The 20,126-nt window shown below is 52.8% G+C and carries 26 protein-coding genes and 1 other annotated feature; of the genes, 14 read left to right on the forward strand and 12 right to left on the reverse strand.

The features are described 5' to 3' along the window. Positions 1-14: 14 nt before the first annotated feature. The 3 genes from EVJ23_RS10680 to EVJ23_RS10690 all read left to right on the forward strand — a co-directional run bounded on the left by EVJ23_RS10680 (position 15) and on the right by EVJ23_RS10690 (position 1,888). Complete coding sequence (locus EVJ23_RS10680; protein ID WP_070328329.1) at positions 15-779, forward strand: TrmH family RNA methyltransferase; 765 nt, start codon at positions 15-17, stop codon at positions 777-779. Between the two features lie 58 nt (positions 780-837). Next, complete coding sequence (locus tag EVJ23_RS10685) at positions 838-1,293, forward strand: GNAT family N-acetyltransferase (RefSeq protein WP_236633530.1); 456 nt, start codon at positions 838-840, stop codon at positions 1,291-1,293. 91 nt (positions 1,294-1,384) lie between these two features. Further along, complete coding sequence (locus tag EVJ23_RS10690) at positions 1,385-1,888, forward strand: hypothetical protein (RefSeq protein ID WP_131465957.1); 504 nt, start codon at positions 1,385-1,387, stop codon at positions 1,886-1,888. A gap of 33 nt (positions 1,889-1,921) precedes the next feature. Here EVJ23_RS10690 and EVJ23_RS10695 read toward each other — a convergent pair whose 3' ends face one another. Beyond that, the gene (locus EVJ23_RS10695; protein WP_131465960.1) at positions 1,922-2,431 is read right to left on the reverse strand and encodes a hypothetical protein; all 510 of its coding nucleotides are present in this window, start codon (positions 2,429-2,431) and stop codon (positions 1,922-1,924) included. Between the two features lie 115 nt (positions 2,432-2,546). Here EVJ23_RS10695 and EVJ23_RS10700 point away from each other — a divergent pair, with 115 nt between their 5' ends. Beyond that, a complete protein-coding gene (locus EVJ23_RS10700; RefSeq protein ID WP_131465962.1) occupies positions 2,547-3,203 on the forward strand; it encodes a TVP38/TMEM64 family protein in 657 nt (218 codons plus the stop codon). Between the two features lie 31 nt (positions 3,204-3,234). On the opposite strand, the gene queF is transcribed toward EVJ23_RS10700, so the two are convergent. From queF to queC, 4 genes are read right to left on the reverse strand one after another with little or no spacing between them, the layout of a single operon-like run. Continuing rightward, on the reverse strand, positions 3,235-3,723 hold the full coding sequence (gene queF / locus EVJ23_RS10705; RefSeq protein WP_070328325.1) for a preQ(1) synthase: 489 nt from the start codon (positions 3,721-3,723) through the stop codon (positions 3,235-3,237). Between the two features lie 11 nt (positions 3,724-3,734). Further along, positions 3,735-4,430, reverse strand: coding sequence for a 7-carboxy-7-deazaguanine synthase QueE (gene queE, locus EVJ23_RS10710; RefSeq protein ID WP_201739236.1), 696 nt, complete (start codon positions 4,428-4,430; stop codon positions 3,735-3,737). Further along, complete coding sequence (gene queD, locus EVJ23_RS10715) at positions 4,430-4,885, reverse strand: 6-carboxytetrahydropterin synthase QueD (RefSeq protein ID WP_016509716.1); 456 nt, start codon at positions 4,883-4,885, stop codon at positions 4,430-4,432. The genes queE and queD overlap by 1 nt, the downstream gene beginning before the upstream one ends. After that, a complete protein-coding gene (gene queC / locus EVJ23_RS10720; protein ID WP_035386372.1) occupies positions 4,882-5,526 on the reverse strand; it encodes a 7-cyano-7-deazaguanine synthase QueC in 645 nt (214 codons plus the stop codon). The genes queD and queC overlap by 4 nt, the downstream gene beginning before the upstream one ends. Positions 5,527-5,734: 208 nt before the next feature. Here queC and nhaC point away from each other — a divergent pair, with 208 nt between their 5' ends. Further along, entirely contained in the window at positions 5,735-7,111 is a 1,377-nt protein-coding gene (gene nhaC, locus EVJ23_RS10725) for a Na+/H+ antiporter NhaC (protein ID WP_131444130.1), read from the forward strand. 47 nt (positions 7,112-7,158) lie between these two features. Here nhaC and EVJ23_RS10730 read toward each other — a convergent pair whose 3' ends face one another. Next, positions 7,159-7,668 (reverse strand): NUDIX hydrolase, encoded by a 510-nt coding sequence (locus EVJ23_RS10730; protein ID WP_131441732.1) that lies wholly within the window; start codon positions 7,666-7,668, stop codon positions 7,159-7,161. 134 nt (positions 7,669-7,802) lie between these two features. Between EVJ23_RS10730 and EVJ23_RS10735 the strand changes: the two genes are divergently transcribed. The 4 genes from EVJ23_RS10735 to EVJ23_RS10750 all read left to right on the forward strand — a co-directional run bounded on the left by EVJ23_RS10735 (position 7,803) and on the right by EVJ23_RS10750 (position 11,211). Beyond that, on the forward strand, positions 7,803-8,393 hold the full coding sequence (locus EVJ23_RS10735; protein WP_071398860.1) for a DNA-3-methyladenine glycosylase: 591 nt from the start codon (positions 7,803-7,805) through the stop codon (positions 8,391-8,393). A gap of 71 nt (positions 8,394-8,464) precedes the next feature. After that, the gene (locus EVJ23_RS10740; protein ID WP_131465966.1) at positions 8,465-8,977 is read left to right on the forward strand and encodes a type 1 glutamine amidotransferase domain-containing protein; all 513 of its coding nucleotides are present in this window, start codon (positions 8,465-8,467) and stop codon (positions 8,975-8,977) included. A 131-nt stretch (positions 8,978-9,108) separates the two neighbouring features. Further along, positions 9,109-10,236, forward strand: a complete 1,128-nt coding sequence (locus tag EVJ23_RS10745) for an MFS transporter (RefSeq protein WP_131465968.1) — start codon at positions 9,109-9,111, stop codon at positions 10,234-10,236. A 141-nt stretch (positions 10,237-10,377) separates the two neighbouring features. Continuing rightward, positions 10,378-11,211 (forward strand): undecaprenyl-diphosphate phosphatase, encoded by an 834-nt coding sequence (locus EVJ23_RS10750; RefSeq protein ID WP_070328320.1) that lies wholly within the window; start codon positions 10,378-10,380, stop codon positions 11,209-11,211. 166 nt (positions 11,212-11,377) lie between these two features. On the opposite strand, the gene bshB2 is transcribed toward EVJ23_RS10750, so the two are convergent. Genes bshB2 through pdxK form a run of 3 tightly spaced genes read right to left on the reverse strand, consistent with a single transcriptional unit; the run spans position 11,378 to position 13,280 of the window. Next, positions 11,378-12,031, reverse strand: coding sequence for a bacillithiol biosynthesis deacetylase BshB2 (gene bshB2, locus EVJ23_RS10755; RefSeq protein ID WP_016509728.1), 654 nt, complete (start codon positions 12,029-12,031; stop codon positions 11,378-11,380). Continuing rightward, a complete protein-coding gene (locus EVJ23_RS10760; RefSeq protein WP_016509734.1) occupies positions 12,028-12,399 on the reverse strand; it encodes a YojF family protein in 372 nt (123 codons plus the stop codon). The genes bshB2 and EVJ23_RS10760 overlap by 4 nt, the downstream gene beginning before the upstream one ends. A gap of 56 nt (positions 12,400-12,455) precedes the next feature. Then, positions 12,456-13,280, reverse strand: a complete 825-nt coding sequence (gene pdxK, locus EVJ23_RS10765; protein WP_070328319.1) for a pyridoxine/pyridoxal/pyridoxamine kinase — start codon at positions 13,278-13,280, stop codon at positions 12,456-12,458. Positions 13,281-13,466: 186 nt separating this feature from the next. Here pdxK and cbpA point away from each other — a divergent pair, with 186 nt between their 5' ends. After that, the gene (gene cbpA, locus EVJ23_RS10770; RefSeq protein ID WP_070328318.1) at positions 13,467-14,102 is read left to right on the forward strand and encodes a cyclic di-AMP binding protein CbpA; all 636 of its coding nucleotides are present in this window, start codon (positions 13,467-13,469) and stop codon (positions 14,100-14,102) included. Positions 14,103-14,135: 33 nt separating this feature from the next. Here the strand turns inward: cbpA and EVJ23_RS10775 are convergent, their stop codons facing one another. The 3 genes from EVJ23_RS10775 to EVJ23_RS10785 all read right to left on the reverse strand — a co-directional run bounded on the left by EVJ23_RS10775 (position 14,136) and on the right by EVJ23_RS10785 (position 16,060). Beyond that, entirely contained in the window at positions 14,136-14,660 is a 525-nt protein-coding gene (locus tag EVJ23_RS10775; RefSeq protein WP_131465970.1) for a GNAT family N-acetyltransferase, read from the reverse strand. Between the two features lie 49 nt (positions 14,661-14,709). Then, a complete protein-coding gene (locus tag EVJ23_RS10780; RefSeq protein ID WP_201739014.1) occupies positions 14,710-15,594 on the reverse strand; it encodes a diacylglycerol/lipid kinase family protein in 885 nt (294 codons plus the stop codon). A gap of 91 nt (positions 15,595-15,685) precedes the next feature. Then, on the reverse strand, positions 15,686-16,060 hold the full coding sequence (locus EVJ23_RS10785; RefSeq protein ID WP_070328315.1) for a hypothetical protein: 375 nt from the start codon (positions 16,058-16,060) through the stop codon (positions 15,686-15,688). A gap of 159 nt (positions 16,061-16,219) precedes the next feature. Between EVJ23_RS10785 and EVJ23_RS10790 the strand changes: the two genes are divergently transcribed. The 4 genes from EVJ23_RS10790 (at position 16,220) to EVJ23_RS10805 (ending at position 20,094) form a co-directional block, all read left to right on the forward strand. Then, complete coding sequence (locus tag EVJ23_RS10790; protein WP_016509745.1) at positions 16,220-16,651, forward strand: MarR family winged helix-turn-helix transcriptional regulator; 432 nt, start codon at positions 16,220-16,222, stop codon at positions 16,649-16,651. Between the two features lie 118 nt (positions 16,652-16,769). After that, the gene (locus tag EVJ23_RS10795; RefSeq protein WP_131465972.1) at positions 16,770-17,405 is read left to right on the forward strand and encodes an FMN-dependent NADH-azoreductase; all 636 of its coding nucleotides are present in this window, start codon (positions 16,770-16,772) and stop codon (positions 17,403-17,405) included. A gap of 78 nt (positions 17,406-17,483) precedes the next feature. After that, positions 17,484-18,161: a uracil-DNA glycosylase gene (locus EVJ23_RS10800; RefSeq protein WP_201739015.1), complete on the forward strand. Its 678-nt coding sequence runs from the start codon at positions 17,484-17,486 to the stop codon at positions 18,159-18,161. A 122-nt stretch (positions 18,162-18,283) separates the two neighbouring features. Further along, positions 18,284-18,478 (forward strand) — a binding site (T-box leader). A gap of 53 nt (positions 18,479-18,531) precedes the next feature. After that, a complete protein-coding gene (locus tag EVJ23_RS10805) occupies positions 18,532-20,094 on the forward strand; it encodes an aromatic amino acid hydroxylase (RefSeq protein ID WP_131465975.1) in 1,563 nt (520 codons plus the stop codon). Positions 20,095-20,126 lie beyond the last annotated feature (32 nt).

The raw sequence follows: 20,126 nt of genomic DNA on the forward strand, positions 1-20,126 counted from the left end.
AAGGGGCGAGAAGAATGGGATGGAGACAGACGACATCAGCATTGTCAAAAGAAGAGCAGGCCACGTTGCTTGAAGAGTTGTTACGAACGGGCGTGATGAAAGAAGAGGATCGGCTCTTGTTCTCGATGCTTATGCCAGACCGCGTCAAGCGGATGCAAGACGTATTGAACACGCGGACGAATCACATCACGGTATTGACCGAGGGCGTTGACGATCCGCACAATCAGTCGGCCGTATTGCGTTCGGCGGACGCGTTCGGTGTGCAGACGCTTCACGTCGTCGAGGGACGGGCCAAGTTCAAACCGAACTCGATTATCGCCAAGAGTGCCGATCGCTGGGTCGACGTCGTCGAACACGCTTCCATTGAGGAGGCGATCGATCAGTTGAAAGCGGACGGCTATCAAATACTCGCGACGGCGCTCAGCGAAGAGGCGATCCCACTCGAAGACGTCGACGTGTCAAAACCGACCGTGCTCTTATTCGGGAACGAGCATCACGGTGTGTCGGAGCAGGCACTCGCGAAAGCGGACGGGAATTACGTCATCCCGATGCAAGGTTATGTCCAAAGTTTAAATATCTCGGTCGCTGCCGCCATCTCGCTTTATGATGTGACGACGCGGGCCCGTCATATCGTGACGGAAGGATACGGACTATCGATCGAGGACAAACAACGTGTGTTCAAAAACTGGATGGTGCGGAGCCTCCCGAAACGTTCGCTCGGGGTGTACAAACAAAAAGGTTTGAACGCATTTGAGCGAGAAACAGGAAAATCCGAGTAGATGGCGAAATAAACAGGCGTACGAGTAACTTGTCCATATTTCGAAAGGGGATGGAAAGATGAGTACGACCAGTTCATTTATCGTGAAAGATGTGACGACGAACTTTAGCGAGTTTGAAGAGGAATTCTTCAACCTGTATCGCCATCTGTACGGCGACATCGACCAACTTCGTTTTAAAGAACGACTGTACCGCCATGCCAACCCGCTCGTGTTACTCGCATTTTCTGACGACCGGCCCGTCGGATTCAAGATCGGCTACGAGGCTGAGCCATATCGCTTCTATAGCTGGGCTGGCGGCGTGCATCCTGAGTTTCAAAAGTACGGGATCGGCCGCAAGTTGATGGATACGCAACTCGAATGGGTGAAAGCGCAAGGATTCCACTCGATTCGGACGAAAGCGCGCAACACGAACAAAGGTGTCATCATTTTGAACCTGCTCTGTGGCTACGACATCATGGGGGCGTACACGGAAGATGGCGCACCGCGCATCATGATGGAGAAACAATTGAACTGACAGTTGAGCCGTGGCGAGTGCCGCGGCTTTTTTTGTAGGCATGAAACCAAATGAAGCGGCGTCCGTATATAGGAAAAAAGGGGGAGACATTATGGTCAACACGTTCGCATTCGGGGAAGAAGTATACATCGATTCGACAGGGATGGGAGATTCGTTTTTTAGTGGGATGTTCAGTATTTTTCCGATTTTTATTATCGGCATTCTAACCGTGATTATAATCGCTATTATAAGCATGATTCGCCAAGTGACGAAGACGAAGGGCCTATTGAAAGACATGCAACGCTTCGCCTCAGACCTCGCAGATCATCCCGATGACGCATCAGCAAACCGTCTCGCCGATTATTTACGGGACGTGAAGTCGTTTCCGGTCCATCGCACGCAGATGGAGCCGTTCCGGGTGGCGCTCGGTAGCTATCAACTCGTCATGGAATCACCGCACGTAGGAGACGAGACGAAAGAACGGGTCGACCGCCAATATAAGCGGCTCGGTATTTTGGACGGCGAGAAGTTCGCCGATGAGCCGGCGCCGAGACGTCGTTCTGGTTCGCACCATCATGACCACCACAATCATCATAACGACCATCATCACATGTAAAACGCGCCGGGAAGGTCCCGGCGCGTTTTTAGCTTACATATATCGGCTCGCATCAAAATCGATTTCGGTCCGGTGATTGGCCGCATCGATAGCGCTTGAGATACGGTTGGCCCGTTTCTCGACGTCGAGCGCTTTCAGACGGTACAGTTCCGGATCATAAAGCGCGTGCTTGATGACAGAATTGCCTTCACCGTGACCCGATTGAAATTCGCGTTTCGGACGTTCGGCCAGGTCTTGATACATCCGAGCCTGAGCTCGCAACTGAACGGCGAACTCGATCGCCTCGACGAGCGGGAGCGGTCCATCGTTCGTCTCGATGACGTTATGCAAGTGCGCTTCACAGACGAGGCGGTCGAGACGACGCATGTCGGTCCGAATCGATTGGAGCTCGACCTCGATATCTTCGAGCGAGCGGGATTGGATCGTCGGGAGCGGCTCATCCTTCTCGAGCTCGATGAACGCGACCCGTTCGACTTCTTGTAACAACTTATCAATCTGCTTCAAGAGCAGGTGTTTCAATTTGATGGCATCTGCCAGGTACATTGGGATTCCTCCTTCTGCTTTTTCTAACCGTACCACACTGTGATTCCTAAAAAAAGGAAGGCGTTACTTTTTCGAGGTGAGGCGATATGATGAAAGAAAGAGGGGAGGTCGACCGATGAACAAGTGGAAAACACAATGGGTCATTGCCGTCGTTTTGCTCGTATTTGGGACAGCGACGTTTCTCTATCAGTGGATCGACTTGCGACCGGGGGAGATCCGAGATTATATCGTTCAATTCGGTTGGCTCGCCCCGCTCATTTATATTTTATTGTTCACCGTTCGCCCGTTGATTTTATTTCCGACGTCCGTCTTGTCGGTTGCGGGCGGGTTGGCGTTCGGGACGCTGCCCGGTGTCGTCTATACGGTCATCGGCGCCACGCTCAGCGCACTCGTCGCTTATTATGTAGCGGTTCGCTTTGGAGACCGGTTTCTGCGCCATTTCGAATCGAGCGATTATGAGAAGATTCAGCACAAAATCGAAGAAGACGGATTCTTTTACGTCTTGATCTTACGATTGATCCCGCTCGTCAACTTTGATTTGGTCAGTTATGCCTCAGGTTTGGCGAAAGTGCGACTCCCGGCTTATGTCTTCGCGACCTCGGTCGGTATGATTCCGGGGGCGTTCGCTAATAATTTTCTCGGTAGTAGCCTCGCGAGCGGGGATATGAAGCTGGTCATCCTCGCGCTCGCTGTCTTTGTCGTGTTGACACTCGTCGCGACCGTGTTCCGCGAACCAATCAAGCAACAAATCAACCGTTACAAAAAGAAGTAGGCGCTCAATTGGATGAGCGCCTACTTTTTGCTTAACGGTTGTCGACCGTCTCAGGGTACAAGTCGTGGTTGAACAGGCGATGTTCGGCCATTTGCTCGTACTTCGTGCCCGGCTTGCCGTAGTTGTAGTACGGGTCGATCGAGATGCCGCCGCGGGGCGTGAACTTGCCCCACACTTCGAGGTAGCGCGGTTCCATCAGCTTGACGAGATCTTTCCCGATGACGTTGATGCAGTTTTCGTGGAAGTCGCCGTGGTTACGGAAGCTGAATAAATAAAGCTTGAGTGACTTCGACTCGACGAGTTTTTCGTCTGGGATGTACGAGATGTAGATCGTCGCAAAGTCCGGCTGATTCGTGATCGGACAGAGCGATGTGAATTCCGGTGCGTTGAACTTCACGAAATAATCGTTTTCCGGATGCCGGTTCGGGAACGCCTCGAGCACGTCCGGGGCGTATTCAAAAATGTATGGGACGCTCTTCTGGCCGAGGAGCGACAAGTCTTGTAAGTCTTCTGGTCTCATATTCATTCTCCTTAGACGCCACGTTCGTTGGCGTACAGTAATGTGTGTAGCTGCGGCAAGACACGGACGCTTTGCCATGACGGGTCACGCGCGACGTCTTCCCACAACTCTTTCAAACGTCTGAGCTGCGCGTCGGTGATGTCACCGTCCGCCCCGGGCTCAGGGTTGCCGGCCGACAAGTACATGACGTCCGGGGTGTAGCGGGTTTGGACGTCTTTCGCATAGGCGAGATCGACCTCATCGAACACGGCGATTTTGAACGTCGTCTGTTCGGGACGCAGCCGTTCGACGACGGCGTCGAGTTTTTCCCAATCGGTCGTCATGCCGGACGACGGTGGTTTCGGGCTGAGTGTCACGTCGTCGATGTCTTGGAGCCAGTCTTGATACCGGCTACCTTGTGTCTCGACGGCGAGTTTGACGCCGCGTGCCTTCAACTTTTCGACCAAATCTTTCATACCGGCGATGAGGAGCGGGTTGCCGCCTGAGATCGTGACGTAATCGTACATCCCGAGTGCGTCAAGGCGCTCGATCACTTCGTCAGCCGAGAGCATGTCGGGTTTTTCCGAACCGTCCCAGGTGAAGGCGGAGTCGCACCAGGCGCAGCGATAATCGCAACCGGCGGTCCGGACGAACATCGTCTTCTGTCCGATGGCGCGGCCTTCACCTTGAAACGTCGGCCCGAACACTTCGAGGACAGGGATCTTCATCAGTCCACCAGCCATTCGCGCCGGAACTCGGCGTAGGACGTCGGTGTCTCATAAAGGCGGACGAATTCGACGCGGACGTCGCGTTCGTCAGGCAAGTGCTTAGCGAGCTGATCGAAAATCCAGTAGCACATGTTTTCTGCTGTCGTATTCATATATGGAAGGGACTCATTTAAATAGCGGTGGTCGAGATACGGTTCGAGCTCTTCTTTAAAGATGGCTTTCAAGTCACCGAAGTCGAGCGTCATCCCACGATTGTCGAGAAAACCGCTGATCCCCATTTGAAGTTTGTACGTATGTCCGTGGAGCGCTCGGCACTTCCCATCGTAATCAAACAAGTGATGGGCCGCATCGAACGTCACTTCTTTGACGATTTGGACGCGGTGCGGGCAGTAGATGAGCGAGCCGTCTTGTTTGGCTTCGACGCTCGTCGGGGCGAGGAATGGGGCGTGTTTCATACGCGTACCTCCTCGTATGCAGCGAGCCCGTTTTGACGGAGCACACACGCCGGACATTCGCCGCAGCCTGAACCGAGCACACCGTTATAGCAGGTGAGGGTCCGCTCTTTGATGAAGTCGAACGCTCCGAGCCGGTCCGCGAGTTCCCACGTCTGCTTTTTATCGAGCCACATGAGCGGCGTATCGATGACGAACGGGTAGTCCATCGCTAAGTTGAGCGTCACGTTCAATGATTTGACGAATTGGTCGCGACAGTCCGGGTAGCCCGAGAAGTCGGTCTCACAGACGCCGGTGATGATGTGATGCATACCGAGTTGTTTGGCCATGACGGCCGCAAAAGATAAGAATAAATGGTTGCGTCCATCGACGAACGTATTTGGGACGTCCGCATTGTCGATGTCGAGATCATGTCTCGTCAACGCGTTTGAGGTGAGTTGTCCGAGTAAGGACAAATCGAGGATGTGGTGCGGGACATCAAGTTCGGCCGCGATCTCTTTCGCGACCTCGATTTCCGCATCATGGCGCTGCCCGTAGGCGAACGTCACGGCTTCCACATGAGAGAATTGTTGTTTTGCCCAAAACAGGCAAGTGGTTGAATCTTGACCGCCACTGAAGACGACCAATGCTTTTTCGTGTTGCAACGTGCACACTTCCTTTTTCGCTAGTTTTGATGTCGGAGGAGGTTACGAACTCCGGAGGTCACCCTCGAGCGTTTACTTTACCATAAAAAGACGTTTGACAGGGAAAAGAGAAGTAGGTATAGTAAAGAACATCACTGACACACTTTCATGCATAAAAGCGTTTAAGCGGTTAGGTAGAAAATAATGTAACTGAAAGGAGGGGACGTCGATGCAGATGAAAGGGAAAGAGGCTGTATTCGTCGTGCTGATGAGCGGGATTTCCTTGCTCGCACTGATGTTTTTGGCCAAAGCGACGCCACATATGGCGATCTTTGGCACAATGGTACTAATAGGGGGATACGCGTATTATCGTACGCGCGACTTTAAACGCATCGAGACCGCGATGATCAACGGGATTCGTGAAGCGATTATGCCGATCATGATTTTATTGTTGATCGGGATGCTGATCGGAGTATGGCAAATGTCTGGCACGGTGGCGACGATCCTCTCCATCGGTTTAAATACAATCTCAGCCCAGTGGTTCTTACCGAGCGTGCTTCTCATCACGATGATCGTGTCATCGTTCACGGGCAGTGCCTTCACGACGGTCGGTACCGTCGGGGTCGCCTTGTTCGGGATCGGGATGGCACTCGGGATTTCCCCGGCGCTCGCCGCCGGAGCCATCGTGTCAGGTGCGCTCTTCGGTGACAAGATGAGTCCGCTATCGGATACGACGAACTTCGCACCGGCTGTGGCTGGTGTCAAACTGTTCGACCATATCCGCTTTATGATGGGGACGACCGTTCCCGCGATTGTAATCACACTCATCTTATTCACAGTTCTCGGACGCGGCGGTCAAGCAGCCGACACGACGCAAATCGCGGAAGCACAGACGGCACTCGCCGGACGGTTCAACTTGTCATGGTTGACACTGCTCGCCCCAGTCCTCGTCGCCGTTCTCGCCTTCCGTCGTATGCCGGTATTGCCGACGATGCTCGTCGGGATGTTCGCCGGTGTGTTGACGGCCGGATTCGTCCAAGGTAACTGGAACGTCTCCAACTGGTTCGGTGTCATGCAGGCCGGATTCAAGTCGGGCGTCGAGAACGAGACGATCGCGGCCGTGCTCGACCGCGGTGGCCTCGAATCGATGCTTTGGTCGGTCAGCCTCGTGTTGATTGCCCTCGCTTTCGGTGGACTGCTCCGTGAGCTGGGCGTGTTCCAAGCCATCGTCGATGCGTTACTAGAGCGTCTGAAGTCACCAGGCAGCTCGGTGCTGTCAGTCGTGCTCAGTTCGATCGGTGTCAACTTGCTCGCCGGTGAGCAGTACTTGTCGATCTTGCTCCCGGGGCAAGCGTTCAAACAAGGATTTATCGACCGCGGCATCGACCCACGTTACTTGTCGCGTGCGCTTGAAGACGGCGGGACGGTCATCAACCCGCTCATTCCTTGGGGTGTGTCCGGTGCCTTCTTCGCCGCGACACTCGGCGTGCCGGTGCTCGAATACGCACCGTTCGCGTTCTTCCTTTGGCTCAGCCCGATCTTCTCGATCGTGCTCGGTTACGTGAAGTTGGGGAAGCAGCGTGATGCGATCAAGCTCGCATCTTAATCGAATACAGGACAAATAAATCCAGAACCGCAATTGCGGTCCTGGATTTATTTTTTTGAACGAAACATGTTCTCCGGACTATTCGTTACGAATGAACTATCTAACTCCCACAACGAAGCGCCAAACTGCTCCATGAGCGCGCCTGCTCTTTTTTCAATGTGATCCGGAAGAGCGTCTTTTGAAAAATACTGAAGATTTAGACTCTCCCCGTCATTCATTTCCAGTGTTCCGCTTACTCGTTTCGCATGGAACAGATGGATGACGCCATATGTTTCATCTCCGTTTGGATACTTGAAATAGTAACGTGGACCCGAACAAACACCGATAAGTTCAAATTGGTTTGTAATCAGTCCGGTCTCTTCTTTTAGTTCACGAGTAGCGACGTCTTCTAACGTTTCATTCAATTCCATTGAACCGCCTGGAAAGCCCCAATCTAACGTATCGGAACGATGTTGAAACAAAAGTTCTCGTTTCTCATTCATGACCAGGATGGTTGCCCCGACACTAATCAATGGTCTACTACCGACCGTCTTTCGTAATTCCAACAGATACCCCATCTTTACTCGCCTCGCTTTCTAGATACTACAGTTCTACTTCAAGCATAAAAATCCTTCTAGACGGAAGTTTCTTGACATGGGGGCATCTTTTTTGTGTCGCCAAGCCTCGTTTGAGAAAATAAGGACGAGGAGGGATGACGATGAAACGGCTCGACCCATCATTTTATGAACAACCGACGCTCGAACTGGCCCGGTCGTTGCTCGGGCACTATCTCGTCCATGATCATCTCGACGGACAGATCATTGGCAAGATTGTCGAGACGGAGGCGTATCTCGGGGCGGTCGATCAGGCAGCCCACAGTTTTGGCGGCAGACGGACGAATCGGACCGAGATCATGTTCGGGCAGTCTGGACATGTATACACGTATCAAATGCACACGCATACGCTCTTGAACGTCGTCAGCGGTCCGATCGGCTCACCGGAAGCCGTGTTGATCCGGGCAATCGAACCCGTCGCCGGGCAGGAGTTGATTGAATTCAATCGTCCTGGCATCAAACGGTTCGACCGGACGAACGGACCCGGTAAACTGACGAAGGCGCTCGGGATCACGATGGACTTGTACGGACACTCGCTCCAACATGAACCGCTCTATATTATCGAAGGGGACGGTGTGAACGAGATTGAGGCCGGTCCGCGCATCGGTATCCCGAACAGCGGCGAGGCGCGTGACTATGCGTACCGCTTCTTCGAGCGGGACAATCCGTACGTCTCAAAATTCCGCTGAATGTTTAACGGTCCGTGACGGGTGGAACAGTCCTTATGTGCATAAAACAAAAATTAGGGAGTGTTTCCGATATGGCAAAAGTAGCAACGCTAATCACGGATATGTTTGAAGACGTAGAGTTCACAGGTCCACGCGACGCATTGGTGGAGGCGGGGCACGAAGTTGTCACGATCGAAAAGGCAGCCGGTAACACCGTCGAAGGCAAACAAGGCGAGGCAAAAGTCACGATCGACAAAAGTGTCGACGACGTGTCTCCAGAAGACTTTGACGCTCTGCTCTTACCAGGCGGATTCTCACCTGATTTGTTGCGCGAAGACGAACGTTTCGTCCAGTTCGCGAAAGCGTTCATGGATGCGAAGAAGCCGGTATTCGCTATCTGTCACGGGCCGCAACTGTTGATCACGGCGAAGACGCTCGAAGGCCGCGACGCGACCGGGTACAAGTCGATTAAAGTCGACATGGAGTATGCCGGTGCGAAGTATGCCGACAAAGAAGTCGTCGTCTGCCAAAATCAGCTCGTCACGAGCCGTCAACCGGACGACATTCCGGCGTTTAACCGTGAGATGCTCAACCTATTAAAATAATCTATCGGCCACGGACATGTTCCGTGGCTTTTTTGTGGAATCGGGAATAGGTAAACAAGGAGGAGATCATGATGAGACGAAGAGCACGGTCCCCTAGCTAAGTCCGTCGAAACGTAGGGTTGCTTGGTGCGATGCGCTGGTTTGAGGCGTTGATTCCGGCCTATACGATTGAACGTCTGTTTTGGGAGTCGCGCGGCATCACGATTCAAGAAGTGGTCTACACGGAAATCGTCTATGCCGTCATCGTCGTGTTCCTTGAAGTGCCGACCGGCGTCTTAGCCGACCGCTGGAAACGACGACGTCTGCTGCAAATCGGCATTGCGCTCGAATGGCTATCGTTTATTGTGTTGTTGCTGTCGTTTTCGTTGATTGGGTTTGTCTTGGCGATTAGTTTGTCCGCCATCGGGGCGGTGCTGCGCAGCGGGTCCGAGAACGCTTTGTTGTATGAAACGCTCGAGCAAGACGGAGATACGGATGCGTTTGAGCGATTGCTAGGTCGCCTGAATGCCATCGGGCTCGTCGCGGCCGTCATCGCCGCCTTTAACGGAAGTTTGCTCGCGACCAAGTTTCCGTTTGAGTTCAACTACATGCTATCGCTTGTGAGCCTGTTCATCGCGACGATGTGCAGTCTATTGCTCGTCGAACCGAGACGGGTGGTCCACGAAGAAGCGGTGACATGGCGGCAGTTAAAGGCTGGTTTCCGCTTCATTTGGAACGACAAGTCACTGCTCATGCTGACCGGGTCGTTCGTGTTGGTCGTTAGTGCATTCAATTTCGTGGATGAGTTTTGGCAGCTGTACGCGCGTGACGTCAATGTCCCGATCTACTGGTTCGGGGCGGTCTCAACCGTACTGTTGCTCATTCAAATTCCCGGTCAACTGCTTGCCCCGGTGTTATTGAAAGTTGCCCCGGTCGCTCGCTGGCAACAACTCATCGCTTGGGGTATCGGGATCGGGTTTATACTGCTCGGAACGTTCCCAAATCAGTTCGGACTGCTCTGGATGGCACTGATGGCGCTACTCGTCGGGGCGGTCGAACCGCTCTACTTCGGGGTGCTCCATCGCGCTCTTCCGTCCATGATTCGAGCCACGACCGAGTCAACGGTATCGATGCTCTTGCATGGCGGGATTATCGGACTCGGTGTATTGTTCATCGGGGGTGCGGGATTGTCGCTATTTACTGCTTTCTTCGTCATCGGTTCGTTCGTGTGCGCGTGTCAAGCCGTCCTGAGTCGGGGGGTGGTCTCAAGAAGCGGCTAAGATTGCACATTAGCCGGCTTCCTTTATGGATGTAAGGGGAAAGAGGGCATTACGTCCTCTTTTTTTACGTCTTAAGACCGAGAGAGAACGTCGTCCCGTCCGTGTATGATAAAAAGCAATACTGGAGTAGGGGACAATGCAATGGAATGGTATGAATTATTCATCGGTTTTTTATTAGGCGTCGTCGAAGGATTGACGGAATTCGCGCCTGTCTCTTCGACCGGACATATGATCTTGGTCGACGATATTTGGCTCAACTCGAGTCGTTTTCTAGGTCAAGAAGTAGCCAACACGTTCAAGATCGTGATTCAGCTCGGTTCGATCTTAGCGGTCATCGTCGTTTTCAGGAGTCGGTTCAAAGCGTTATTGAATCCGAAAGAATTGCTCGCGATTCGACATGAAGGGCCGACGAAAAAGTTGAACCTGCTACATATCTTTATCGGTCTGCTCCCGGCGGCCGTGCTCGGACTCATGTTTGAGGACTACATCGACACGCATCTGTTTTCGATTAAGACGGTATTGATCGGACTCGTCATCGGTGCGTTCTTCATGATTGCCGCCGACTTGTCCGGCGTGAAACGACAGACGACGCCGACACTCGACGACATCACATACAAACAAGCGCTTGGAGTCGGCTTGATTCAATGTTTCTCGCTTTGGCCAGGCTTTTCACGTTCGGGCTCGACCATTTCGGGCGGAGTGTTGCTCGGGATGAGTCACCGGGCTGCGGCCGACTTCACGTTCATCATGGCCGTCCCGATCATGTTCGGGGCGAGCGCGCTCTCGCTTTACAGCAAGTGGAGCTATTTCACGGTCGACACGCTGCCTGTTTTCCTGATCGGTTTCGTCAGTGCGTTCTTGTTCGCGTTGCTGTCCATCAAATTCTTTTTGAAGTTGATCAACAAAGTGAAACTGACGCCGTTCGCGATTTACCGGCTCGTCTTGGCTGCCGTTATCTACGTCTTGTACTTTTAATAAAAATAACGCGTGTTCGCACACGCGTTATTGAAACTTATTACTCATTCAGTTCGTAAAACCAAGTAGAGGTGAGAACATGGGACATATCGTCGTCGTGCTAGGAACGTTGATCGGGTTAGGGACTGTAGGTTTGTTGCTGTATATGACGCGTTACGCGTTTGAATCATGAGAACGGATAATGATAGAAGCGCTCACGTTGGAGTAACTCCATGACGTGGGCGTTTTCTGCGTTGTCGATTGCACGGAGCAACCCTTCCGTCTGTGAACGGTGGGCGAGCAACGCCTCACGTTTGGCGGCACTCTCCTGACCGACTTCGATGAGGACGTGAGGTTTGCCGAGCTCATCTTCCGTCCGGTGATCAAAAGCGACACCTAAAAATTCGGGACGCTTCGCTTCGTCCATCTCTTGGAGCGCCCGGACGACCGCTCGTGCTGTCGCCTCATGGTCGGGATGGACGGCATAGCCTGGATAAAATGAGATGACGCGGGTCGGTTTCACTTCGGCGATCAACTTGCTGAAGCGATTCGTCAGTTCGGTCTCGTCTTCGAATTCGACGGTCTTGTCGCGCAGTCCCCACATCCGGAGGTCGTCGATGCCCATGACGGCACAGGCGTCCTCGAGCTCGCGTTTACGGATTCTTGGCAGTTCTTCACGCGTCGTGAAGATTGGCGAGCCCATATTACGGCCCATCTCACCAAGTGTCAGACAGACGTATGTGACGGGGAATCCGTTCTTCTGATGTTGAATGATCGTTCCGGCCGAGCTGAACGCCTCATCGTCCGGGTGTGGGAAAATAACAAGTAACGGTCCGTTCATTGGCTGTCCACCTCCGATGCTCCTTGCGGGAGCGGTTTGACGTCTAGATGCAGCGCGCAGGCGAGGCGTCCGAGACGGTCGTGCCCGGCGAGCAGCAACTGTTCACCGTGTTGTTCAAAGTCGGTCAATCCTTCGACGTAGAGCCAGCCGTGATCGAGCTTTAGTCCGACTCGATACGGTCCGTCTCCTTTGATTTGACCGATACTGTACTCGATCACGACGTTACGGATAAACATCCCGGCGTTATGGAAATCCGGGTCGTTATGTGTGGCGTAAGCGCCGTTCGTCGTCTCGACGTGAGCGTATAAAGGCGTCGACACGTGTGCGTTTAAATACGTTTGAATCGTTTCAGGTTGAATCGGTTTCACGCTAGTCTCCTCCAATGGCAATAATGACCCAGGACGTTCGCCCCGGGCCACCTTGTTTATGATTGTGTTGCTAGTTTTTGACGATAACCGGTATGGTTCGTCGGCCCAACGTATTGGTTGAGGCGGAACGAGTGACGGACCGCTTCTGTAATGAACTCTTTCCCGATGCGAATCGACTCGTCGACGGAATGTCCATTCGCGAGTGATGCGGCGATGGCTGAAGAGAATGTGCAACCGCCACCGTGCGTGAAAGCAGGTTCGATCTTTTCGCTTTCGAGCAGACGGTACTCGTTACCGTCATAGAGGACGTCAAACGCCGTGTCGAACCCAAGTTTTCCACCGACTTTAACGATGACGATTTCAGCACCGAGCTCATGGATCAAGCGTGCGGCTTCTTTGATTTCTTCCATCGTCGACGGTGTCTTGTCGAGGCCAGCGAGCATACGCGCTTCGAACAAGTTCGGCGTGATGATTTTGGCGACAGGGACGAGGTGCTTACGCATCGCGACGGCGACGTCCGGGTTGAGGATCTCGTCGGCTCCCTTACAAGCCATGACCGGGTCGACGACTGCGTTTTGAATGCCGTACTCTTTAATTTTACGAGCCGCGAGCTCGATGATTTCTGGAGTCGGGAGCATCCCTGTCTTGACGGCATCGACGCCGATTCCGGCGAGGACGGTGTCAATCTGCTTCTCGATCAACGTCGTATCAATCGGGAAGACTTCATGGTGCCAAGCGTTATGCGGGTTTTGGGCTACGATGACCGTGAGTGCGGTCATGCCATACACACCGAGCTCTTCCATCGTCTTCAAGTCAGCTTGAATGCCTGCACCGCCACTCGTATCTGAACCAGCGATCGTTAATGCTTTTTTCATCGTCATAGTCGTTCAATCCCCTTTGTCTGTTTGGATAGTTTCACTATAACGACTTTTAGGCGTTACGACAAATCCCATGACCGCCAAAGGTTGAATCGAAGTTTTAAAAAAGATGGCAGGATTTCAATCATATTTGGGGAATAGTAATGAATAGGGTGTAGACCACTTTTAATTTGCTAGGAGGAAAACCGCATGTTAGTGCATAGCTTATGCATTCCAAAAAAAGACGTCGTCACAATCAGTGAAAAGGCGACGTTACGTGAAGCGCTCGATACGCTTGAAAAGACAGGATACCGCTGTGTCCCTGTCCTCGATGAGACGGGAATATTTTTCCGCGGTAACATTTATAAGATGCATATTTACCGTCACGGAATGAGTGGCGCGAGCCTTGACGACAACGTCATGGAATTGATTAAAAATACGCAGAAATACGTCCACGAGTCGGACGGATTCTTCAAAGTCTTCTTCTCGATCAAAGAGTTACCGTATATCGCGGTCCTAAAAGACGAGAGCAATGAATTTTACGGCATTTTGCCACACGGGAAGATGCTCGGCATGCTCGAAGAGGCGTGGAGCCGTGACACAGGCAGCTACGTCGTCACGATCGCACTTAGCGAGCAGGTAGGTGCGCTCGAGAAAATCACGAAAGTCGTCAGCAAATACTCGTCTATCGCGAGTTTGATGACGCTCGACGCGAAGAGTAAAGTCCTTCGCCGTGTTTTGATCACGTTGCCGCCTGACTGTGATGAGCCGAAGAAAGACAAGATCGTCGCCAAACTCGAACAAAAAGGGTTCCGCGTCGTCGAAGTCGAAAACTTGAACAACTGACGAAAGACCTTCCTCGCTTGAGGAAGGTCTTTGTCATGTCAGTCGCTTTTCCATGCGGATATCAGGCCAAAATTGTTCGTTCCAGTACGTGAACGCATGGATGCGCGCAATTTCTTCATAACCGAGCTTCTTATAGAGATGGTGTGCCGCCTCGTTGAACCCGAACACGCCGAGCTCGATGCGCGGGGTGCCTTGGTGACGAAGCCGTTCCTCCAAAAGTCGGAGTGCCTCGCTGCCCGCACCCTTGCCGCGACCCGCCGCTTCCCCGATGACGAGTCCGAGCCAGGCACTCCCTGGTTCTTGAACGTATAGATGGTTTGCGTCATACATCACGTTCACCTCGCCGACGAGCCTGTCGTCAGCGTAAATGAGAAAGATATCGTGTGTCTGAAGTCGATCCGTCAAGTCGGCGACGGTCATCCGTTGCTCGGCCGCGAGTTCTTCTTCCGAGCGAGCAGGGCGGATCAAATGAACGATTTCGGGATCGTTGTTCCACCGGTTGAACGTCTTGACGATGTCGTCTGACGCTTCGAGCAGCGGAACGAGTGTGATGTTCATCGAACGATCTCTCCTTTCTCGAACGAGCCTTCTGTCCCGAGGCGAGAGATTAGACTGGTTTCAGCACTTGGAGATGGCTTGGGAGCACTTCAAACGTGAGCGGGAGTTTCCCGCCCGTGTCCCCGTCGGCGTTGACCGGAAGCGAATCAGGCGAATCGATATACACCCGCTTCGTCTGGAATGCGGTCACACTGTCTGTTTCTTTAAGCTTACCGGTAAATAAGGCCGGAGCGAGCTGGAAGGCGTCTGTGAAACCGAGATTCTCAAACAAGTAGACGTGAAGCAGGCCATCGTTCAACTTCGCATCAGGCTCGAAGTTTTCAAAGCCGCCGACCGAGTTCGTCAGCGCGATGACGGCGAGAAAAGCGTCCCCGTCGAACGTGTGCTCTTCGGCCTGAACTGATAACGAGTAAGGACTGTGTTCCCGGAACGCTTTGATGCCTTCAATCAAGTAGGCGAACGGGCCCCATTTCGTCTTCTCTTCGACGCTGACTTCATCGACCGCCTCAGCGATGAGGCCGATGGCGATGACGTTCATGAAGTAGCCGTGTTCATACTTCCCAATGTCCATCGGTGACGGTTTTGCCGTTCGCAGCGCTTCAATCGCTTCTTTCGGGTCACTCGGTACGCCGAGAGCCCGTGCCAAATCGTTCACCGTTCCGAGCGGGATGATTCCGAAGTCGGGACGATGATCGGCTTCGGCGAGACCGGCCACCGTCTCGTTCAACGTGCCGTCGCCGCCCATGGCGATGACGGCTTTATATTGTTTCGACGCCGCTTCTCGTGCAAAGTGTGTGGCGTCGTCGGCTTTTTCAGTAAAACGGACGTCGACGTTTCCGTAACGTTCGCGCAGCACTTCTTCAGCGAACGGCGCGTGCTCTTTCCCTAATTCTTTCCCAGACGATGGGTTGACGATCAACATAACTGTATCCATTCAAGACATTCCCCTTTATCAGTCAGATATTGTCCTATATTCCCGTCCGCGCTCAAACCTAGTCATCAAAAAAACAACGCGCGTGCGTTGTTTAGTAATGGCGGAACGCCGACATATCGAGATGGCTCGCATCGGATTCGTCGACGGCGAGCTCGATTTTCAAATATTCGTGGAAAGGCGAATCGTACGCTCCCATGCAGGCAACCGGTTCATGGCCGGGTACGGGCGATTTTCGTTTCGTCTTGACGAACAGGTAGTCTTCGCGCGACAACGTCAACAAGAAACGCTCGACTGCGTGCGGTTCGCGCGTGACGTTCGGCCATGGCAAGTGGTTGAACAGTAAAAAGACCGCGCCTTCTTTTTCAAGGGCATAGTCAGGGGCGATGCCTTCCCGGTTCAACAACTCGATGACCGAACTCAAATAGCCTGCTTTAATCGTCAATGAAATCTCATAATACTCACGCATACCGTCCACCCTTTCTAAAAATCACAATAGTTCTATTCTAAACGTTTCAAGGAGACGCGACAACGGAGAAGTTTCTTGACGAAGTGTTTTTAGCGACGTATACTGCTCATGTCCTGCTATACTAAAGGTAAATGATGAACGAATTGAGGTGAAACCGACATGATTGAATCACTCGAATTGAAGGCATGGGTCGTCTTAGCAAGAGCGATGGACGCAATCAGTGATCGTGTCAAAGACGATCTTAGACGCCACCAATTGAATTCAACAGAGTTCGGTGTTCTATCCGTATTGTATAAACGAGGAGATACGCCGCTGCAACAAATCGGCGATCAAATTTTGATCACGAGTGGCAGCGTCACGTATGTGATCGACAAGCTTGAGAAGCGAGGGCTCATCGAGCGCGTCGCCTGTCCGTCAGACCGTCGTGTCACGTACGCGTCGTTGACAGGCGAAGGCAAGCAATTGATGGACGTCGTCTATCCTGAGCATATTGAAATCTTCAAAGATATTTATGGACCGCTCAGCGAACAAGAGACTGAGACGTTGATCGATTTATTGAAACGCGTCGGCTACAACGCGGCAGGCAAATAACGCCTGCCTGTTTTTTTGTCAATTATCTTGAAGTTGAAATAATTGACGGTGAGATATACAGATGATATAGTTCTAACTGTTGTTATCAAAATAGAGATTACCAGTGGAGGAACCCATTATGAAAAAAGTATTATACGTATCAGCTAACCCAAAACCGACAGAATTGTCATACAGCAAACAAGTCGCAGAAGCGTTCATGACGAAGCTTCAACAAGAAAACGCATCGCTTGAAGTCGAAGCAATCGAGCTTTACGATGTCGACGTCCAAGAAATCGATGGCGACGTGTTAAGCGCTTGGGGAAAATTCGCGTCTGGTGAAGCACTCACAGACGTCGAAGCTTCAAAAGTCGCGACGATGAACGGCATGCTCGAGAAGTTCATGGAAGCAGACCTTTACGTGTTCGCGACGCCGATGTGGAACTTCTTCTTCCCAGCACGCATGAAGATGTTCCTCGATAGCGTCCTCTCAGCCGGCAAAACGTTCCGTTACACAGAGCAAGGGCCGGTCGGTCTCCTTGAGAACAAACAAGCGATCCACATTCAAGGGACAGGCGGCATCTACACAGGCACAGACCTCAACTTTGCAGACGCGTACCTCCGTCAAGCGCTTGCGTTCGTCGGCGTGAACGAAGTGACGACACTTGCGGTTGAAGGAATGAACCAGTTCCCAGACAAGATCGAAGACATCGTTGCTGACGCGACAGCGAAAGCAGAAGCACTTGCGAAAGAAGTAGCAGGCACAGTCACAGTATAATCATCGGACGAGTCCACTGGGCTCGTCTTTTTGTGTGCCGTCGATTCGGGTATGATAAGACGGAAAGGGGCGAATCAAATGGGAGAACAGTTATCAGACCGCTTGCTCGGCGACTGGAGTGACATCATTGAAGCAGAGATGGAGCAGCCGTACTTCGTTGACTTGAAAGCGTTCGTCGATGAGGCGTATGCGACGACGACCGTCTATCCGCAGCGGGAAGACATTTGGAACGCGTTCGTCTACACGAAGTTTAAAGACGTCAAATGCGTCATCCTCGGCCAAGACCCGTATCACGGTCCGAATCAGGCCCACGGACTCAGCTTCTCGGTCCAAGACGGTGTCCGTTTTCCGCCATCGCTGCGCAACATCTTTCAAGAGTTGCATGAAGACTTGGGTTGTAGCGTGCCGAAGAGCGGGAATCTAGAGAACTGGGCCCGCCAAGGCGTATTGTTGCTCAACACCGCGCTCACGGTCGAAGCGAGTAAGGCCGGATCACACCGCGGACAAGGATGGGTTCAGTTCACGGACTCGATCATCGAGCAACTCGGGAAGCGTGAGCAACCGATCGTGTTTATTCTTTGGGGAAACGATGCCAAAAAGAAACAAAAGCTGATCGGGCCGCAGCACGCGATCTTGACATCGGTCCACCCGAGTCCGCTGTCGGCACACCGCGGCTTCTTCGGATCCCGTCCGTTCTCGCAAGTGAACGATTTGATGAAACAGTGGGGACAACCTGAAATTGATTGGTGTTTGTGACAGTTCGCAGTTGCGGACTGTTTTTTGTTGACGTCGACAAAACGATTTGGTAAAGTTACAACCAACAAGATACTTTAACGCTTAAAAGCAAGTTCGCATAGAAGCATAACTGCATAACAGTAACAAAAGCGATGATCAAACCGAAGTAGAGACATCTTCCCTGGCCCAGAGAGCGTGTGGTGCTGCGAACACGCCCAAAAGATGAATCGAATTACAGTTTGTGAGCTCTCACATGTGAGCGGTCCCCCGTTATCGGATTAGAGTGACTAGACAACGTCTAGTAATCAGGGTGGTACCGCGGCTAAGTCGTCCCTATCGAGTGAATCGATAGGGACTTTTTGACGTCCAGTAGACAAAAGGAGGAAATATCATGCTCACACAATCAATCCCACGCCACTTGGCGCCTCATATCTCGCCCCAGTTTTACAACGAGTACACACCGACCGATCACGCGGTCTGGCGCTTCGTATTACGGCTCAATTTGCATACGCTCGAAGGCAAGGCCCATCCGTTCTACATCGAAGGGTTGAAAAAGACAGGCATGGGACCAGAACGCCTCCCGGACGTCGAAAAAATGACCACCGAGATGCGAGCGGCCGGTTGGTCGACGGTCGCGGTCGACGGATTGATTCCTGGCGTCGCGTTCTTTGACTTCCAAGGGAACGGGATGTTACCGGTCGCGACCGACATCCGGAAAGTCGAGAACATCTTGTACAGCCCGGCACCAGACATTATCCATGAGGCGGCCGGTCACGCGCCGATGCTGATGGACCCTGAGTTTTCTAAAATCGTGAAACGGTTCGGTCAACTTGGCGCGAAAGCGTTCATGAACCGTGAGGAACACGCCTCGTTCGCGGCACTCAAACGACTGACGATCGTGAAAGAGAATGCCAACTCGACGGAAGCGGATGTCAAAGCCGCCTTAGAAGCGCTGCATGAAGCGAAAGCGCAAGTGACGGGCTTCTCCGAAGCGCAGCAAGTGGCACGTATCTTTTGGTGGACGGTCGAGTTCGGACTGATCGGCGACATCGAGCGCCCGCTCATTTACGGGGCCGGACTGTTGTCTTCGGTCGGCGAGAGCCGTCACTGCCTGACCGACGCCGTCACGAAACATCCGTTCAACCTCGAGCATGCGCTAGAGACGAAACAGGATGTGACGAATATGCAAAGTGAACTGTTCGTCATCCCTGACTTCGAGGCGTTGACGGATGCGCTCGATGAACTCGAATCACGGATGGCCGTCCACACGGGCGGAATCGCATCGCTTGAGAAGGCGCTCGCCTCAGGAAGTCAATCGACGATCCGGCTCGAAGATGGGACCGACCGTGTCGGAACGGTTCGACACGTGACGAACACAGGCCGAGTTGCCCTCGTTCAATGGGGGGACTGCGTGAAAGTTGACCACGGCCAGCTTCGCAATTTGAGCAATCACGGACTACTCGTTTTAGATGGACCAATCCAAGAAGCGCTCGCGGAAGCGGACGTTCGCCTCGATGGCCGCATCGTCAGCGAGACGACAGACGAGATCACGCTAGAAGACGTGAGCGTGCACATCGACGGCAAACAAATCGAGCTCGCGACGCTTGAAGTGAGACACGATTCGCTACCGTCGATCTTCCCGGGCACGGACGTCGAAGAGCTCGTCGTCTTAGAGAAACCGGTTCAAATCGAACGGGACGCCCGGACGTGGACGGAAGACGACCCACTCTTCAATCGCATCCGGCTCATGCGTGAACAAGGTGAGTCGATCGACGCTCTCGTCCCAACGGTCCTCTCTGAGCATGCAGACGCCTGGTTGGCTCAGATTGAATGCTTGGAACTCGTTCAGTCAGACGAGCTTCGTCAAGCACTCATCGACCGGCTACAAGCGTTACGGAAAACTTCAGACTCTCGCAACGAGCTGATTGCCCGCGCAATGGATTTGCTCAAATGACGCAAACAACCCCGACTTTGAAAAAAGTCGGG

It is taken from the genome of Exiguobacterium sp. SH1S1, assembly GCF_004337245.1.
In the GTDB taxonomy this organism is placed as follows: Bacteria; Bacillota; Bacilli; order Exiguobacteriales; family Exiguobacteriaceae; genus Exiguobacterium; species Exiguobacterium aurantiacum_A.

What these genes read in the sequence shown, in the direction of transcription:
- EVJ23_RS10690 (WP_131465957.1), top strand. Translation starts at nt 1,385, where the DNA reads ATGGTCAACACGTTCGCATTCGGGGAAGAAGTATACATCGATTCGACA.
- EVJ23_RS10750 (WP_070328320.1), top strand. Translation starts at nt 10,378, where the DNA reads ATGGAATGGTATGAATTATTCATCGGTTTTTTATTAGGCGTCGTCGAA.
- EVJ23_RS10795 (WP_131465972.1), top strand. Translation starts at nt 16,770, where the DNA reads ATGAAAAAAGTATTATACGTATCAGCTAACCCAAAACCGACAGAATTG.
- EVJ23_RS10775 (WP_131465970.1), bottom strand. Translation starts at nt 14,660, where the DNA reads ATGAACATCACACTCGTTCCGCTGCTCGAAGCGTCAGACGACATCGTC.
- EVJ23_RS10700 (WP_131465962.1), top strand. Translation starts at nt 2,547, where the DNA reads ATGAACAAGTGGAAAACACAATGGGTCATTGCCGTCGTTTTGCTCGTA.
- EVJ23_RS10745 (WP_131465968.1), top strand. Translation starts at nt 9,109, where the DNA reads ATGCGCTGGTTTGAGGCGTTGATTCCGGCCTATACGATTGAACGTCTG.
- queE (WP_201739236.1), bottom strand. Translation starts at nt 4,430, where the DNA reads ATGAAGATCCCTGTCCTCGAAGTGTTCGGGCCGACGTTTCAAGGTGAA.
- EVJ23_RS10730 (WP_131441732.1), bottom strand. Translation starts at nt 7,668, where the DNA reads ATGGGGTATCTGTTGGAATTACGAAAGACGGTCGGTAGTAGACCATTG.
- EVJ23_RS10780 (WP_201739014.1), bottom strand. Translation starts at nt 15,594, where the DNA reads ATGGATACAGTTATGTTGATCGTCAACCCATCGTCTGGGAAAGAATTA.
- EVJ23_RS10735 (WP_071398860.1), top strand. Translation starts at nt 7,803, where the DNA reads ATGACGATGAAACGGCTCGACCCATCATTTTATGAACAACCGACGCTC.
- queF (WP_070328325.1), bottom strand. Translation starts at nt 3,723, where the DNA reads ATGAGACCAGAAGACTTACAAGACTTGTCGCTCCTCGGCCAGAAGAGC.
- EVJ23_RS10790 (WP_016509745.1), top strand. Translation starts at nt 16,220, where the DNA reads ATGATTGAATCACTCGAATTGAAGGCATGGGTCGTCTTAGCAAGAGCG.
- EVJ23_RS10805 (WP_131465975.1), top strand. Translation starts at nt 18,532, where the DNA reads ATGCTCACACAATCAATCCCACGCCACTTGGCGCCTCATATCTCGCCC.
- pdxK (WP_070328319.1), bottom strand. Translation starts at nt 13,280, where the DNA reads ATGACGATGAAAAAAGCATTAACGATCGCTGGTTCAGATACGAGTGGC.
- EVJ23_RS10695 (WP_131465960.1), bottom strand. Translation starts at nt 2,431, where the DNA reads ATGTACCTGGCAGATGCCATCAAATTGAAACACCTGCTCTTGAAGCAG.
- EVJ23_RS10800 (WP_201739015.1), top strand. Translation starts at nt 17,484, where the DNA reads ATGGGAGAACAGTTATCAGACCGCTTGCTCGGCGACTGGAGTGACATC.
- queD (WP_016509716.1), bottom strand. Translation starts at nt 4,885, where the DNA reads ATGAAACACGCCCCATTCCTCGCCCCGACGAGCGTCGAAGCCAAACAA.
- EVJ23_RS10685 (WP_236633530.1), top strand. Translation starts at nt 838, where the DNA reads ATGAGTACGACCAGTTCATTTATCGTGAAAGATGTGACGACGAACTTT.
- nhaC (WP_131444130.1), top strand. Translation starts at nt 5,735, where the DNA reads ATGCAGATGAAAGGGAAAGAGGCTGTATTCGTCGTGCTGATGAGCGGG.
- EVJ23_RS10785 (WP_070328315.1), bottom strand. Translation starts at nt 16,060, where the DNA reads ATGCGTGAGTATTATGAGATTTCATTGACGATTAAAGCAGGCTATTTG.
- EVJ23_RS10740 (WP_131465966.1), top strand. Translation starts at nt 8,465, where the DNA reads ATGGCAAAAGTAGCAACGCTAATCACGGATATGTTTGAAGACGTAGAG.
- cbpA (WP_070328318.1), top strand. Translation starts at nt 13,467, where the DNA reads ATGTTAGTGCATAGCTTATGCATTCCAAAAAAAGACGTCGTCACAATC.
- bshB2 (WP_016509728.1), bottom strand. Translation starts at nt 12,031, where the DNA reads ATGAACGGACCGTTACTTGTTATTTTCCCACACCCGGACGATGAGGCG.
- EVJ23_RS10680 (WP_070328329.1), top strand. Translation starts at nt 15, where the DNA reads ATGGGATGGAGACAGACGACATCAGCATTGTCAAAAGAAGAGCAGGCC.